Source organism: Bacillus sp. 16GRE42, assembly GCF_019837435.1.
GTDB classification, from domain to species: domain Bacteria; phylum Bacillota; class Bacilli; order Bacillales; family Bacillaceae_G; genus Bacillus_A; species Bacillus_A wiedmannii.
In genome coordinates, this window is the sequence record NZ_JADAXF010000001.1 from 1,458,717 (window position 1) to 1,473,487 (window position 14,771).

Genomic DNA, 14,771 nt, shown 5'->3' on the forward strand with positions numbered 1-14,771 from the left:
TGACATTACAGGACAAACTCTGTATACGTTTTCTTCTATCTTCTAAAAAACGGGGTAATTTACCCCGTTTTACAGCCACAACCTCCGCCGGTACCACAACCGCCACCACAGCCACCAGCATCAAAAAATGGATTTCCTGTTGGAACTTTGATGGAAGAAGACACCTCAGAACCGATTGCTACACTAACTTCATCTAACAACTTTTGCAAAGCTGTTTCTACTCGTTTAAAAGCTGCAACCTTATCATGTAAGTCTACAGAACGCTTTAACTCCCTCATCTTCGTCGAAACGAAAGTATAATCAGGATGGTATTTACCGAAACGTTGCACTTCTTCATATCGTTCTTTCATCGCTGTAAATTGCTGAATTAACGTCTGAACTTCCATATCTTCATGCAATTCTTTATAACACTTACGATAGTCTTCTGCTATATCTGAACAGATAATCGCTTTTGCAAGCTGCTCTGCCTTATCTAATATCAATACGCTTTCCAGCGTCGCTACAATCATGAGAGACACCTCCGAGTATTCATCATACCACATTTAGAATAGAACTACTAATTGAAGTGTCTCACTAAACAGAAAGATATCACTCTAACTATTTTCCATATAATTCTAGCACATACTTATACATTAATATGTTCCGCAATATTATATTTCAGAACATCCCATTTCCCACTATTTTCTTTCACATAACTAATACATGCATTTTTTAATGGTGTCTTAAACGAAATATCTTCCGGTGCAATTGCATGTAAAATTGCTTTTATCGCATGTGAATGAGCTACAATGATAATACGTTTGCCAGAATAAGTTTCTGCAACATCTTTTACAGCAGCAAAGCAACGAGTTACAATCTCTTCATCTTGCTCCATACCTTCTACTTTACCTTCTGCAATTAGCTCCCTAACAGTCGCAACCGGCTTCCCAGAAGCTTCACCAAAATTACGTTCAACAAATCGCTCATCTAATAAAATCGATTGCAATCCTGTAGCCCCTGCAATTTCCTTAGCTGTTTCGTGCGCTCTAATTAATGGGCTACTTATAATTACATCCCATGCTTCCGCTTGCAAAGCAACTGCACTTTGACTTGCTTGCTTCTTTCCCACTTCATTAAGTGGAATATCTTCACGTCCTTGAATAATCTCTTGAAAATTCCAATCAGTTTGTCCATGTCGTACTAAACAAATTTCCGTCATGCTCATGCTGCAACTCCTTTTTAAATAATCCGCTTCTATTGTATCAAAAGTTCTGCATGACGGACATAGTTTTCCCTTCCAATTATGTTGTATTTTGTTGCTTCATATACTGAAACATATCGATCATAATGGAGGCAACTGCCAATTGGTTTTGAAATTTCTCAACTTTATCTGGTATCGTTTTTTTGAAATGCTGCATAGCTGCTAACTCAAAAGCCTCTTTCTCTTCAGGATTTCGCGTTAGTTTTCTATACCAGTACGGTTGCTCTCTAATATAGCGAGATAAATCCTCATCAGCCCTTATAAACTCCATAATTTCTGCTCTCATCCTCTTTCCCCCTAATCCTTCTGAAAGAAAAATGGATTATTTTCGGAAGTACTCTCTTCTTGCCGCGCGGGCTTCCCTTGAAATTGTTGAAAAACTTGTTGCACACTACCAATGGCACTCGTCACATTGGCTAAATGGTGTTGCATTTGTTCTACATCTAGCTTTTTAAAGAAAGAAAGCATTTGTCCCATCACATCTGCTGTTTTCTCCTCTTCAGTTCGATTATCTTTTTCTTGTTTATTTTCTTTTACCGAAGAAAAAGCAGGCGCTCCATCAGGTCTAAAAGTTGCCCATATCGGATCTTCTTCACCAAGTAAGTACCATTCTTCATAAAACTGTTGCCAAGTTTTGTGACCACTTCGAACCTCATGAACCATTTTAGGGTGATGGTTTACAAACTCTTTAAACTGTTGAACCGATGGATGTAACGGTCCTTTTGTTGTTGGCATAATCCTCACCTCTTCATGTATATCTACTATATAATAAGAAAAAAAAGGCACATGGTTCGCCTATTTTCAGACGATTCATGCACCTTTTTATCCTGCTATTTGCATACGGTAAGATTCCGACCTACACTTCAGTGAATACGAAGTACTTAAACGTGAGGTGTCCCCTACACAACTTAAAATTCCACTTTATTTCCGAATAAAGTTTTGTGTATAAAACTTATCGTATACCCCAACACCTAATCCTGTAAATTGTTCATTTAATACATTTTTTCTATGCCCTTCACTATTTAACCAACCTTGCACCGCCGCAATTCCATCACTATGTTGCGCCGCTATGTTCTCACCAGCAAGTTGAAACCCTACTTTCCCGCGCTGTAAACGATCTCCTAACGTACCTAATGTAGGTGAATCGTGTGAAAAGTAATTATTATCCTTCATATCTTTACTATGCCCTATAGCCACATCTGCTGTTTGTTGATCCCAAGCTAACAGCGGTAACTTATGGCGACTTCGAATAATATTTGTTAAATCAAAAATTTGTTGCATATTCCCATTCTCTATTTGTTTCATTTTATCTGGAGTCAATGGTTGTTCAGCTAGTAATTCACCCGAATAAACAAGCTGATACGGTCTTTGGCGTAATAACGTTTCATCATCCATATAACGAACACCAACAAGCTCATGTGTAAAATGATCAAAATATAATTGTGCCCAGCCATCTTCTACAGGTATTAATGGTTGTTCCATCACTTCCGTGTCAGATAACTCAAATTGATAACTATGTTTCCCTCTTTTTAACGAAATCTCATGCGAGAGTGGATTCTTTTTATACACTTCTTCATACTTTTCATTTATATAATAAGGCGGCACCTTAACTTGCTCACCAGCAACATACGCCGTTACAACTTTTCGTTCCGCAACCCCAAATTGCACATACTGAGTTAAATCTTGATTGTATACCCACCATTCATATCCGTAAGCAGATGGCTCTATTCGAGATGGTTCGCCCCATTTTGCTAATAAATTTTCAGAGTCCCCACCAATCATATTTAAAACCGTATTTGAAGAGTCTTCATTTACTTGTTTTTTCTTTTTCACAATTTTATTTTCTTGCTTTGATTGAGATGGGGTTAATATATATTGTGAAACGAGTAATTTCCCGTATAAGTCCACAGCTAAAATTAAAAATGTAATCATTACGATACGCAATAATTTCTTCAATCGATATACCTCCTGCACAAAACATAAAATTGAGATATACACAAATCCTTTTCTTTCCTTTTTTGTGTGTACCGTACTCTTTTCACTATATCATATTTTCGCAAAAAAAGTCTGGATTATCCCTTTTCTCTCAATATGAATTGCACTTTCTTATTATTCATACTATTATAAAAATAATGATGTAACATGAAAAGAGGAGGTATTATATGCAATTTACAAATACGAAATTTAATGGGGCAGTCGTTGATTTAACACTATTAACAGAGATTATGGAAAAGAACCATTTTGTACTTGCTGGACAGTGGGATTATGAACGAGTTACATACGATTATAAATTTGAAATATTAAATGATATTTATTATTTGCGCGTACTAGGTTTGGCTGTTGAAGGTGATGTTGGTAGCAGACACGCTGAAATCAAGCTACTTCCTCCCTTATTAGGAAAACATTATTATCCTCACGGCGTTGAATATGGTGATGGTGAAACTTTCCCAACGAATGTACTTCAAAAAAGCGAACAACTCCTACAAAATATCGAAAAAGAGTTAAAAGAATTCCAAATCATTGAATAAAATAAAAGTGAGTGCATCATATTGATGCACTCACTTTTATTTCGTTTGTAAATACGGCGGCAATTGTTGCAACTGCTCTTTATCCTTTTCACGCTCTCGACGCGCCCATCGAAAGAATACATAGCCTATAATTGTGCCATACACTATTTCCTGGACAATTTTCATAATGATGCCACCTGTTTGTTGGTCTTGTACGACTGGCATCCAGTGTAAAAATTCTGGTCCCGTTATATTTAAATCTGATAAAGTTCCCGCCGGTACACAAAGTTCCATCGCCTTCATCCAAGCAGCCGGATCCGTATAGGTTGCAAATAACGGTGCAGTTGCAAAAATGATTAACGCACAAGCTGGCGTTAATAATATACCGTTAGCAAACATATAACCAAGTTTCTTTATATCACTTAACGTTTGATATTCTGGTAATGGATTTAGCATCGGCCACCACATCATGATTGCCGTAAAGAACAATATAGCGAGACAAATAGGATGAGCAATTTGACTTTGTTTTACTGTGTCAAAAACAACTGGTAAATGATAAAAAGAAAACAGGCCATTAAATACAAACAATGCAATAAGTGGTTTAGCAAATATCTTTAATATAATTTGAACGAACTTAAAAGAAGTAATATAACGATATAACCAATCTGGTATACCAAGCAACAATAACGGTGGAACTGCAATATACATAACTGCCATCTCAAACATATGTGCACTAAATATAATATGACCAATTAAATCAATAGGCCCTCCCTTTACAAAATACAAAAGAACAATCCCGGTCGTAAAATAAAAAATTTGCTTCTTACTTACCTTCGTCGCATTTTCAAATCGCATTCTATATGGCCCAATAATTAAAAAGTACCCAATAAGAATCGAAAGCATAAATAATAAAAAGATTGGACTCCATAGAGCTTGAAAACCAAATATCCACAAGTTACTCATTGTTACACCTACCTTCTTAAGGTTATCCTTTCACATAATAAGAAGAGGGAGCTGTGACAACACAAGCTCCCTTATTTTTCACTTTTCAAATCCACACAATTGTCATAAAAGCTAAAATTGTAATTAACCCGATTAACAGACCAGAATAAAGAAAGAAACTTGCCGCTTCATGTCCTTTATGACTCATATGCATAAAATAATACAATTGAAAAATTACTTGTACCACTGCTAATAGTAAAATAAATGGTACTGAGAAAGTCGGACTAAAAGTTTTCGGATATGCTACTGCTACAAATGCAACAAATGTTAAAAAAATCATTAATGCAAACGTAATAACTTGATGCTTCATTTCCTCCGCACTTTTTCTCTTCCGATAAACAAGATCAACTTTAGGATTATTCGTTTGCTTTATCGCCATTGTTTATCCCACCATTCCCATTAAATATACTACAGTGAAAATAAACACCCAAACTACGTCAATAAAGTGCCAATAAATCGATGCAACATAAAACTTCGGTGCATTGTATAAATTTAGACCTCTCTTCGCATTTCTAAAGATTAATGTTAAAATCCAACACAATCCAAACAATACGTGTAGTCCATGCGTACCAACAAGAGCATAAAACGCGGAACCAAACGCACTACTTCTCATAGTATGCTTAAATTCATGCGTATAATGATAAAACTCATATATCTCAAACCCTAAAAATCCTAAACCTAGCAACACTGTTACTAATAGCCAAAGTTGCATTTTCTTAAAGTTAAAGTTTTTCATATGATACATCGCATATACGCTCGTTAAGCTACTCGTTAATAAAAGCATCGTCATAATGAAAACGAGTGGCATTTGGAACATCTCTTGAGATGTTGGTCCACCATTTGTAGAATTCTTTAACGCTAAATATGTGCCAAACAAGGAAGCGAACAATACTGTTTCGCCTCCAAGAAATAACCAAAAACCGACAAACTTATTTTTTCCCTCAAGGGTTGCTTTTTCAGGCTCTGCTGGAAATGTTTCATTCGTTAATTTTTCATCTACATGCATTATGCCTTGCCCCCCTTATCTTCTAAATCTTCCTTATGAATATGATATCCATGATCATCGATCACTGAACGTAGGAACATTGTACCGAATGTAATGATTAAACCAATAATTGCTACTAATAACCAAAACTTATCTTTTCCACCCTGCATATACATTGCACCGAATGCAGCTATAAACAATCCTAAAGAAATGATAAATGGTGAAAACGATGGATTTGGCATATGAATATCATCAACTGGTTCCGCCGCTGTCATCTCTTTATTCCCTTCGCGTTTTTCAATCCAAAACGGATCTAATCCGCGAACAAATGGTAATTGTTTAAAGTTATATTCCGGTGTAGGTGCTGGCATTGTCCATTCTAATGTACGTGCATCCCATGGATCACGACCAGCCTTTTCTTTTGATACTGTTGTTTTGATTACATTGAATAGAAGAACAATCGTTCCAAGAGCCATAAATACCGCTCCAATAGAACTAATCATATTCCCCATTTCCAACCCTTGACCTTCAAGATATGTGTAGTAACGACGCGGCATACCAATCAATCCAAGGAAATGCTGAATGAAGAACGTTAAATGGAAACCGATAAAGAATAGCCAAAATGTTATCTTTCCTAACGTTTCATTCAATACTTTATTAAACATCAGTGGCCAATAATAATGAGCTCCTGCAAGTAAACCAAATACAACACCGCCGACGATTACATAATGAAAGTGCGCTACTACGAAATAGTTGTCATGAAATTGATAATCAGCAGGCGCAGATGCTAGCATAACACCTGTAACTCCTCCCATTACGAATGATGGAATGAAAGCTACTGCCCACATCATCGGTGTCGTAAAACGAATACTTCCGCCCCACATCGTAAAGAGCCAGTTGAATATTTTAATACCGGTCGGAACCGCAATCGCCATTGTTGCAACTGAGAAAATAGCATTTGCAACTGGACCAAGCCCGACAGTAAACATATGATGCGCCCATACCATAAATCCTAAGAATCCAATTAATACTGTCGCGAACACCATCGACGAATAACCAAATAATCGCTTTTTCGAAAATGTCGCGAAGATTTCTGAGAATATTCCGAAAGCTGGGAGTATAAGAATGTATACTTCTGGATGACCGAAAATCCAGAATAAATGCTCCCATATAATTGTATTCCCGCCCAATGCTGGATTAAAGAAACTTGTTCCAAATAAACGATCTAACATTAAAAGTCCTAATCCTACAGTTAATGGCGGAAAAGCGAATAATATTAGCGAAGATGTTACAAATGTCGTCCATGTAAACATCGGCATACGCATATACGTCATTCCTGGCGCACGCATATTAATAATGGTTACAAGGAAGTTAATACCTCCAATTAATGTACCAATACCAGAGATTTGCAAGCCGAGTACATAAAAATCAACACCATGGCCTTTTGAGGCTAAAGCTAAAGATGCATAAGATGTCCATCCTGCATCAGGTGCTCCACCTAAAAACCAACTTAAATTTAAAAATACTCCACCAAAGAAAAATAACCAAAATCCAAGTGAATTCAAAAACGGGAACGCTACATCACGTGCACCAATTTGAAGTGGTACAGCGGCGTTCATAAATGCAAACACGAGTGGCATAGCTGCGAGGAAAATCATTGTTGTACCGTGCATCGTTAATACTTGATTATAAGCATCCCCAACAAGAAAAGCGTTGTTAGGAATCGCTAATTGAAGGCGAATAAATAGAGCTTCTATTCCGCCTATTATAAAAAACAATCCACCTGCAATTAAATAGAGAATGGCAATCTTTTTATGGTCTACTGTCGTTAAATAATCCCATATGACAGCACCCATCCCCTGTTTTTTTGCTACAGAACTCACGTTTTCAACCTCCCCTTCGCGAATAATCCCTCTTTACTTTTCAACTTTTAACGTTTGTAAGTATGCATTTAATGCATCAATTTGATCATCCGTTAAGTTGCCATATTTACCAGTCATTTTATTTCCTGGTTTCATATTTTCAGGATCTTTCAGCCATTTTTTTAAGTTTTCTTCATTGTTTTCGGCAATACCGGCAACCATATCGCGATCCGCAAAGTTTGCTAAGTTTGGTGCGATACGAGCGGAAGGTGGTCTACTATCATTAGATCCAACTGCGTGACAACCAATACAGCTTTTATTAAATATTTCTTGGCCCTCTTGCGCCTTTGTTGAAGCTACTTCTTTCTTCCCATCAATCTTCTTCATATCAGCAAGCCACTTTTTGTACTCGCTTTCATCTAAAGCTTTCACTTTGAATTGCATTAAAGAATGTGATGGGCCGCAAAATTCTGTACAAAAACCATTATAAGTGCCCGATTTATCTGCCTTTAACCACATTTTGTTCACATTATCTGTATTTGTATCCATTTTCCCAGCTAAAGATGGAACCCAAAACGAATGTTTAATATCGGCACCCTTCAAATTCAAATACACTTTCTTACCTGTGGGGATGACTAAATCTTGAGAAGTGACTATTTTTTCTGATTTATAAGAAAATTCCCACCAATAAAGATTCGCTGTTACATCAACAACGATAGTATCTTTATCAATATTCTTTTTCTCCATCGCACTTACATCAGCAAGTTTGAATGTATATGTAACCGTCGGAACAGCTAAGATTAACAAAAGAATAATCGGAATAACTGTCCATATAATTTCTAGCTTGTGATTCCCTTCAACTTGCTCCGGAATATAATCTTCCTGACCTTTCTTTTGTCGGAAACGCACAATTACATATAAGAAAATAATAGTAACTACTAGTACTACTCCTACCATGATCGCAGTTGCTAGTAAGAGCAAATCATATTGCATTTTTGCTACTTCTCCTTGCGGAATTAAAGTAGATTGAAAGGCTTTACCGCATCCCCCTAACAGTAAAGCCAGCAGTGAAACGAACGAAAGCAGTCGCCACTGTTTCTTCATACAAACAACCCCCACTTTCCTTGTGAATTAGATTGTACTTTATAGTTAAGTAAAGTAAATCTCAACGTAAAGAAATCCAATTATGTCGTTGTCTTAGAAGAATGTAACTACAATCATTGATACAAATAAGATTGTTAAATAATTTAGGGAATAAACAAACATTTGTACGGACCATTTGATGTCATCTTGCTTACGGAAGCCATAAAATCCTAAAACGATCCATCCGATGTTTAACAATGTTGCAATTACCATAAATGTTATCCCTAGTCCACTCATATAAAATGGTAGTGGTAATAAACATACTGTCCAAATCATAATTTGGCGTTTCGTAATTTCAAATCCATGAACTACAGGAAGCATTGGAATTCCTGCATTTCGATATTCATCAACACGTTTCATCGCTAATGCGAGAAAATGTGGGATTTGCCAAATAAACATAATTAAAAATAACATCCAAGCAATTGGATGGCCTAAAGATGGATCGATTGCCGCCCATCCAATTAAAGGTGGAACTGCTCCAGATATACTACCTACAACAGTATTTAGTGTATACTTTCTCTTTGTCCATAACGTATATAAGACAACATATGTGAAAGCACCAATAAATCCCATTAATACTGCCATTGGTGTTGTTAATAATAAAAATACAAATCCAAGAAGTAATATAACTAGTCCAAATGTAAGTGCAAATCCCGGTTTATACTTTCCAGTAACCGTTGGACGGGTTTTTGTTCTTTCCATTAACGGGTCGATGTCTCGATCAATGTAGTTATTTAAACAACATACCCCTGCCATAATTAATCCAGAACCAACGATTGTAAAGAATAACTTATCCAGATTGTCCATTACACTTAATCCATTAAAATGTAATGCCAACCAAAATCCTGTAAATACAGTAAGTGTATTTGAGTTTACAATCCCCATTTTAACGAGCGCTGATAAATCTTGTAGCCGAGTTGTTTCCGGTACACTTGTAACAGCTGACTCATCATGCAGCTCACTTGTTGCATGGTTCATCACTTTAACCCCCTCTTAAAACTTTCATCTTTCTTTTTGCGCCTATTTCGAATGAAATATTTCGCTTCTATATAGCAATATTATTACAGTAGAAATATTGTTAACCCATTCTACTACTAATCTACGCCCATACTCCAATATATTAAATCATATTTCCCGAACATTTTGTGAAGAAAACATGAACTTTTTGTGTCGAATATAAAAAACTTAATTCTTACTTGTCCTTATCATAACATGATGTTACCTTCTATAATAAACTTTTTTGTCATATTTAACACGTATTCTCCTCATATCTTTTCAAAATAGCCTGTTTTTCACCTAAAAATTCCCTTATATATCCTATTTCCACACCCATTTTCTCTCCCCTGTCTGCCCCCGCCATTTCTTTGCTATTTTATTATTTTTTATATATCATAGGAACTAGCGCTTTTTATTCTATACATAATGGAATGAAAATATTTCGCAATAACTTCATAGCAGAAAGATGGTGAAATAGATTGCAACGCTTTATTAAATGGTTAGCAGTCATTACGAGTCTTGATTTATTAATAGTTTTACTAGGAGGCGCCTTAGTTACAAAAACAGGTTCTGGCCAAGGGTGCGGTAAATCATGGCCACTTTGTAACGGTGAATTTGTTCCATCTAATTTATCAATGGAAACTATTATTGAACTAAGTCACCGCCTTACATCAGGATCAGCAGGAATTCTTGTCACTCTCCTTTGTATTTTGTCCTGGAAATATTATAAACATGTGCGCGAAACAAAAACGTTAGCAATTTTATCCTTCGTATTTTTAGTTGCACAAGCATTAATGGGAGCGGCAGCAGTTGTTTGGGGACAAATGCCAGCTGTACTTGCTATCCATTTCGGTATTTCCTTAATTTCATTTGCTTCTGTCATTTTATTAACGTGTCTTATCTTTGAAATTGACCAGAAATTTGATGCACGTTCACTTATTATGGACAAAAAAATGAAATTTCATATTTATGGTGTAACAATTTACAGTTATATTGTCGTCTACACAGGTGCTTTAGTACGTCACGAACGAGCTAGCTTAGCCTGTCCAGACTTTCCTTTATGTAGCAAAAATAGACCTATGCCAACTCAACTACATGAATGGGTTCAAATGGGACATAGAGTTGCAGCGATGTTAATTTTCGCTTGGATACTATACGCAATGATTCTCGCTATTCGCCATTACAAGCAACAGCCTGTCGTATACTGGGGATGGATCATTTCATTTATCCTTGTTACACTTCAAGCGATCGTGGGAATTTTAGTCGTATTTACAAATGCTAATTTAGTAATGGCATTATTACATTCACTATTCATTTCTTGCTTGTTTGCTGTACTATGCTATTTAGTTATGTTAGGTACAAGAAGTAAAGTGAATGCAAAAGAAGCTGAATCAACTTCTAAACAAACAAAATAAATTTAAATTAAAATACCTTGCCGAATTGGCAAGGTATTTTTTGCGATAAAAAAAGAGCTGTATTTACACAGCTCTTTTTCTATTTTAGTGATCTAATTCAATCAGTAAGTCACCCGTTTGAATTGCATCTCCATCGTTAACATATACTTTTTTCACTTTACCATTGAACGGCGCTTGAACTGTCGTTTCCATTTTCATCGCTTCTGTAATTGCCATAGAATCGCCTTTTTTCACTTCATCGCCTTCTTTTACAACTACTTTAATAACCGTTCCTGGCATTGTTGCACTAATGTGGTTTGGATTTTCACGGTTTCCTTTCACACGTTGTGCCACTGTTGCTTTCACACTTTCGTCTTTCACAACAATCTCACGTGGTTGACCGTTAAACTCCAAGTAAAGAATACGATTTCCATCCGGCTGAGGCTCTCCGATTGATACTAGTTTAACCATCAATGTTTTACCTTGTTCGATTTCCACATTGATTTCTTCACCAAGTCTCATACCATAGAAGAATGTCGGTGTATCAAGCACAGATACACTTCCATAAAGCTCAGCAACTTTTTCGTAATCCATAAATACTTTTGGATATAATGCATATGCAACGACATCAAAAATCGTCACTTCGCGTCCAAGCTTATGGAATAGCTCTTCTTTTAACGCGTCGAAATCTACTGGCTCTAATAATTCACCCGGTCTTACTGTTAATGGCTCTTTCCCTTTTAAAATAATTTCTTGCAACTTTTTCGGGAAACCACCATATGGCTGTCCTAAATCTCCTGAGAACATTTCAACAACAGATCCTGGGAAGTCCATAGAATGCCCACGCTCTAAAACATCTTGTTCTGTTAAGTGATTTTGAACCATAAATAACGCCATATCACCGACAACTTTAGATGATGGTGTTACTTTAACAATATCGCCAAACATGTCATTTACACGACGATACATTACTTTCACTTCGTCGAAGCGATCTCCTAAACCAACCGCCTTCGCTTGTTGTTGTAGATTACTATACTGTCCGCCTGGCATTTCGTGCATATATACCTCTGTATGAGGAGCATTCATACCACTTTCAAACGGCGCGTAGTATTTACGTACATCTTCCCAGTAATGAGATAGTTTTTCTAATGAATCTACGTTAACGTCTGGCTGTCTTTCGTTTCCACCTAACGCATAGTATAGCGTGTTTGCGCTTGGTTGTGACGTTTGACCAGCCATAGAACTTACTGCCACATCGACAATATCAACACCTGCTTCAATTGCCTTTGTATACGTTAATATACCATTTCCACTCGTATCGTGTGTATGCAAGTGAATCGGAATCGATACCGTCTCTTTTAATGCAGAAACTAAATCATATGCCGCATTAGGTTTTAATAAGCCTGCCATATCTTTAATTCCTAATATATGTGCTCCTGATGCTTCTAACTCTTTTGCTAAGTTTTTATAGTAATTTAAATCATATTTACTACGTAACGGATCATGAATATCTCCTGTGTAGCACATTGTTGCTTCTGCAATTTTACCAGTATCCCGTACAGCATCAATCGCAACTCTCATACCTTCTACCCAGTTTAAACTATCAAAAATACGGAACACATCAATTCCAGCTTGAGCAGAACATTCCACAAACTTTTGAATTAAATTATCTGGATAGTTTTTGTAACCAACTGCGTTTGAAGAACGAAGTAACATTTGGAATAAAACGTTTGGCATTTTTTCACGAAGATCTAGTAATCGTTCCCATGGATCTTCTTTTAAGAAACGATATGCAACATCAAACGTTGCACCGCCCCACATTTCCGCTGAGAATAGGTTCGGTAACATTCTCGCTGTCGGCTCTGCAATTTGATGTAAATCTTTTGTACGAATACGCGTGGCAAGTAGTGACTGATGTGCATCACGGAATGTTGTATCCGTCAAAAGTACACGCTTTTGATCTTGTACCCATTTTACTAATCCGTCCGCTCCACGCTCATCCAAAATTTGTTTCGTTCCATTTTGAATCGGCTCTGAGTGTAATACATTCGGTATACGAGCATCCGGGAAAATGGGTTTCTCTTTTTTCCCTACTCCTGGGAAGCCATTTACTGTTACTGTCCCAATGTAATTTAACATTTTCGTTCCGCGGTCTTTACGTTTCGGGAACAGGAATAGTTCAGGTGACGCATCAATAAATGAAGTGTCATATTCTCCTGATAAGAAGTTTTTATGTTTTACTACATTCTCTAGGAATGGAATATTTGTTTTAATACCACGAATACGGAATTCTTTTAAGTTACGTTCCATTTTCGCAGCAGCTTGTTCAAAAGTAAGTGCCCATGTTGTAACTTTTACAAGTAAAGAATCATAGTACGGTGTAATAACAGCACCTTGGAAACTATTACCTGTATCAAGACGAACACCGAAACCACCGCCTGATCGGTATGCCATAATTTTCCCTGTATCCGGCATAAAATTATTTAGTGGGTCCTCAGTCGTTACACGAGATTGGATCGCAAATCCATGAACAACTACTTCCTCTTGCTTCGGAACACCTACCATTTTACTATGTAATGCATGTCCATCAGCTATTAAAATTTGCGATTGAACGATATCTACCCCTGTGATCATTTCTGTAATTGTATGTTCAACTTGAACACGCGGATTTACTTCAATAAAGTAAAACTCATCACCTTTTACAAGAAATTCTACTGTTCCTGCGTTTAAATAATTTACATTTTTTGTTAATTTCACAGCAGCATCACAAATACGCTGACGCAAATCATCTGAAAGCGACACACTAGGTGCGATTTCTACCACTTTTTGGTGACGACGTTGTACAGAACAGTCACGCTCGTATAAATGAACAACATTGCCCTCTTCATCTGCTAAAATTTGAACTTCTATATGTTTAGGTTTTTCAACGAATTTTTCAACGTATACTTCATCATTACCAAAGGCTGCTTTCGCTTCTGACTTCGCTCGATTATACGATTCTCTTAATTCTTCACTAGTACGTACAATACGCATACCACGACCGCCACCGCCAAGGGAAGCTTTAATAATAATCGGGTAATCATACTTTTCAGCAAATTCTCCAACTTCTTCTATTGAATTTACTGGCCCATCACTACCAGGAATAACTGGAATTTGTGCTAGCTGCGCTTGTGTTCTTGCTTTCACTTTATCTCCAAACATATCTAAATGCTTACTCTTTGGACCGATAAAGATAATCCCTTCTTCTTCACAACGTTTTGCGAATTGAATATTTTCTGACAAGAAACCATATCCAGGGTGGATTGCATCTACATGATTACTTTTCGCAATCTCAATAATGCCCTCAATATCTAGATAAGCATCAATTGGCTTTTTCCCTTCCCCAACTAAATAGGACTCATCGGCTTTATAACGATGATAAGAACCACTATCCTCTTTAGAATAGATTGCAACTGTCTTTAATCCAAGTTCCGAACAAGCTCGAAACACACGAATTGCAATCTCTCCACGGTTAGCTACCAATACTTTTTGAATACGTTGCAGCTTTGTCATGATTTTCCCCCTCTACTTTCCTACCACTCTAGAGATAAAATATACACACACCATAAAGAGCGTGAAGTTCTTCACTTTCTACATTATATT

14 protein-coding genes are annotated in these 14,771 nt (G+C 36.7%); 2 read left to right on the plus strand and 12 right to left on the minus strand.

Annotated elements, in window-relative coordinates:
• Window positions 1-59: 59 nt before the first annotated feature.
• The 5 genes from ILS93_RS07425 to ILS93_RS07445 all read right to left on the minus strand — a co-directional run bounded on the left by ILS93_RS07425 (window position 60) and on the right by ILS93_RS07445 (window position 3,196).
• Entirely contained in the window at window positions 60-509 is a 450-nt protein-coding gene (locus ILS93_RS07425) for a YlbF/YmcA family competence regulator (RefSeq protein WP_000634355.1), read from the minus strand.
• Window positions 510-625: 116 nt separating this feature from the next.
• Entirely contained in the window at window positions 626-1,198 is a 573-nt protein-coding gene (locus ILS93_RS07430; RefSeq protein ID WP_064475089.1) for a histidine phosphatase family protein, read from the minus strand.
• Window positions 1,199-1,280: 82 nt separating this feature from the next.
• Window positions 1,281-1,526, minus strand: a complete 246-nt coding sequence (locus tag ILS93_RS07435) for a YlbE-like family protein (RefSeq protein WP_064474958.1) — start codon at window positions 1,524-1,526, stop codon at window positions 1,281-1,283.
• Between the two features lie 11 nt (window positions 1,527-1,537).
• The gene (locus tag ILS93_RS07440; RefSeq protein ID WP_061678261.1) at window positions 1,538-1,975 is read right to left on the minus strand and encodes a YlbD family protein; all 438 of its coding nucleotides are present in this window, start codon (window positions 1,973-1,975) and stop codon (window positions 1,538-1,540) included.
• 186 nt (window positions 1,976-2,161) lie between these two features.
• Window positions 2,162-3,196: a CAP domain-containing protein gene (locus tag ILS93_RS07445; RefSeq protein WP_064474956.1), complete on the minus strand. Its 1,035-nt coding sequence runs from the start codon at window positions 3,194-3,196 to the stop codon at window positions 2,162-2,164.
• A gap of 206 nt (window positions 3,197-3,402) precedes the next feature.
• Between ILS93_RS07445 and ILS93_RS07450 the strand changes: the two genes are divergently transcribed.
• Window positions 3,403-3,768 carry a YugN family protein gene (locus tag ILS93_RS07450; RefSeq protein ID WP_064474955.1) on the plus strand — a complete coding sequence of 122 codons (366 nt, stop codon included), beginning with the start codon at window positions 3,403-3,405 and terminating at the stop codon, window positions 3,766-3,768.
• Window positions 3,769-3,804: 36 nt separating this feature from the next.
• Here the strand turns inward: ILS93_RS07450 and ctaG are convergent, their stop codons facing one another.
• From ctaG to ctaB, 6 genes are all read right to left on the minus strand, one after another.
• Window positions 3,805-4,710 (minus strand): cytochrome c oxidase assembly factor CtaG, encoded by a 906-nt coding sequence (gene ctaG / locus ILS93_RS07455; protein ID WP_048563213.1) that lies wholly within the window; start codon window positions 4,708-4,710, stop codon window positions 3,805-3,807.
• A gap of 85 nt (window positions 4,711-4,795) precedes the next feature.
• Window positions 4,796-5,128, minus strand: coding sequence for a cytochrome c oxidase subunit IVB (gene ctaF / locus ILS93_RS07460; protein ID WP_048563214.1), 333 nt, complete (start codon window positions 5,126-5,128; stop codon window positions 4,796-4,798).
• A 3-nt stretch (window positions 5,129-5,131) separates the two neighbouring features.
• Window positions 5,132-5,755 (minus strand): cytochrome c oxidase subunit III, encoded by a 624-nt coding sequence (ctaE, locus tag ILS93_RS07465; protein WP_000557861.1) that lies wholly within the window; start codon window positions 5,753-5,755, stop codon window positions 5,132-5,134.
• Window positions 5,755-7,590 (minus strand): cytochrome c oxidase subunit I, encoded by a 1,836-nt coding sequence (gene ctaD, locus ILS93_RS07470; RefSeq protein WP_154131176.1) that lies wholly within the window; start codon window positions 7,588-7,590, stop codon window positions 5,755-5,757. Before ctaD ends, ctaE begins: the two co-directional genes overlap by 1 nt.
• Window positions 7,591-7,650: 60 nt before the next feature.
• Window positions 7,651-8,700 carry a cytochrome c oxidase subunit II gene (gene coxB / locus ILS93_RS07475; RefSeq protein WP_000745278.1) on the minus strand — a complete coding sequence of 350 codons (1,050 nt, stop codon included), beginning with the start codon at window positions 8,698-8,700 and terminating at the stop codon, window positions 7,651-7,653.
• Window positions 8,701-8,793: 93 nt separating this feature from the next.
• The gene (ctaB, locus tag ILS93_RS07480; protein ID WP_001015062.1) at window positions 8,794-9,717 is read right to left on the minus strand and encodes a protoheme IX farnesyltransferase; all 924 of its coding nucleotides are present in this window, start codon (window positions 9,715-9,717) and stop codon (window positions 8,794-8,796) included.
• Window positions 9,718-10,214: 497 nt separating this feature from the next.
• On the opposite strand from ctaB, the gene ctaA reads away from it, so the two are divergent.
• The gene (ctaA, locus tag ILS93_RS07485; protein ID WP_001188735.1) at window positions 10,215-11,150 is read left to right on the plus strand and encodes a heme A synthase; all 936 of its coding nucleotides are present in this window, start codon (window positions 10,215-10,217) and stop codon (window positions 11,148-11,150) included.
• Window positions 11,151-11,234: 84 nt separating this feature from the next.
• Here ctaA and pyc read toward each other — a convergent pair whose 3' ends face one another.
• The gene (gene pyc, locus ILS93_RS07490) at window positions 11,235-14,681 is read right to left on the minus strand and encodes a pyruvate carboxylase (protein WP_064474953.1); all 3,447 of its coding nucleotides are present in this window, start codon (window positions 14,679-14,681) and stop codon (window positions 11,235-11,237) included.
• Between the last annotated feature and the right edge of the window lie 90 nt (window positions 14,682-14,771).

What these genes read in the sequence shown, in the direction of transcription:
- ctaG (WP_048563213.1), bottom strand. Translation starts at nt 4,710, where the DNA reads ATGAGTAACTTGTGGATATTTGGTTTTCAAGCTCTATGGAGTCCAATC.
- ctaB (WP_001015062.1), bottom strand. Translation starts at nt 9,717, where the DNA reads ATGAACCATGCAACAAGTGAGCTGCATGATGAGTCAGCTGTTACAAGT.
- ctaF (WP_048563214.1), bottom strand. Translation starts at nt 5,128, where the DNA reads ATGGCGATAAAGCAAACGAATAATCCTAAAGTTGATCTTGTTTATCGG.
- ILS93_RS07425 (WP_000634355.1), bottom strand. Translation starts at nt 509, where the DNA reads ATGATTGTAGCGACGCTGGAAAGCGTATTGATATTAGATAAGGCAGAG.
- pyc (WP_064474953.1), bottom strand. Translation starts at nt 14,681, where the DNA reads ATGACAAAGCTGCAACGTATTCAAAAAGTATTGGTAGCTAACCGTGGA.
- ILS93_RS07450 (WP_064474955.1), top strand. Translation starts at nt 3,403, where the DNA reads ATGCAATTTACAAATACGAAATTTAATGGGGCAGTCGTTGATTTAACA.
- ILS93_RS07430 (WP_064475089.1), bottom strand. Translation starts at nt 1,198, where the DNA reads ATGACGGAAATTTGTTTAGTACGACATGGACAAACTGATTGGAATTTT.
- ILS93_RS07435 (WP_064474958.1), bottom strand. Translation starts at nt 1,526, where the DNA reads ATGAGAGCAGAAATTATGGAGTTTATAAGGGCTGATGAGGATTTATCT.
- coxB (WP_000745278.1), bottom strand. Translation starts at nt 8,700, where the DNA reads ATGAAGAAACAGTGGCGACTGCTTTCGTTCGTTTCACTGCTGGCTTTA.
- ILS93_RS07440 (WP_061678261.1), bottom strand. Translation starts at nt 1,975, where the DNA reads ATGCCAACAACAAAAGGACCGTTACATCCATCGGTTCAACAGTTTAAA.
- ctaD (WP_154131176.1), bottom strand. Translation starts at nt 7,590, where the DNA reads ATGGGTGCTGTCATATGGGATTATTTAACGACAGTAGACCATAAAAAG.
- ctaE (WP_000557861.1), bottom strand. Translation starts at nt 5,755, where the DNA reads ATGCATGTAGATGAAAAATTAACGAATGAAACATTTCCAGCAGAGCCT.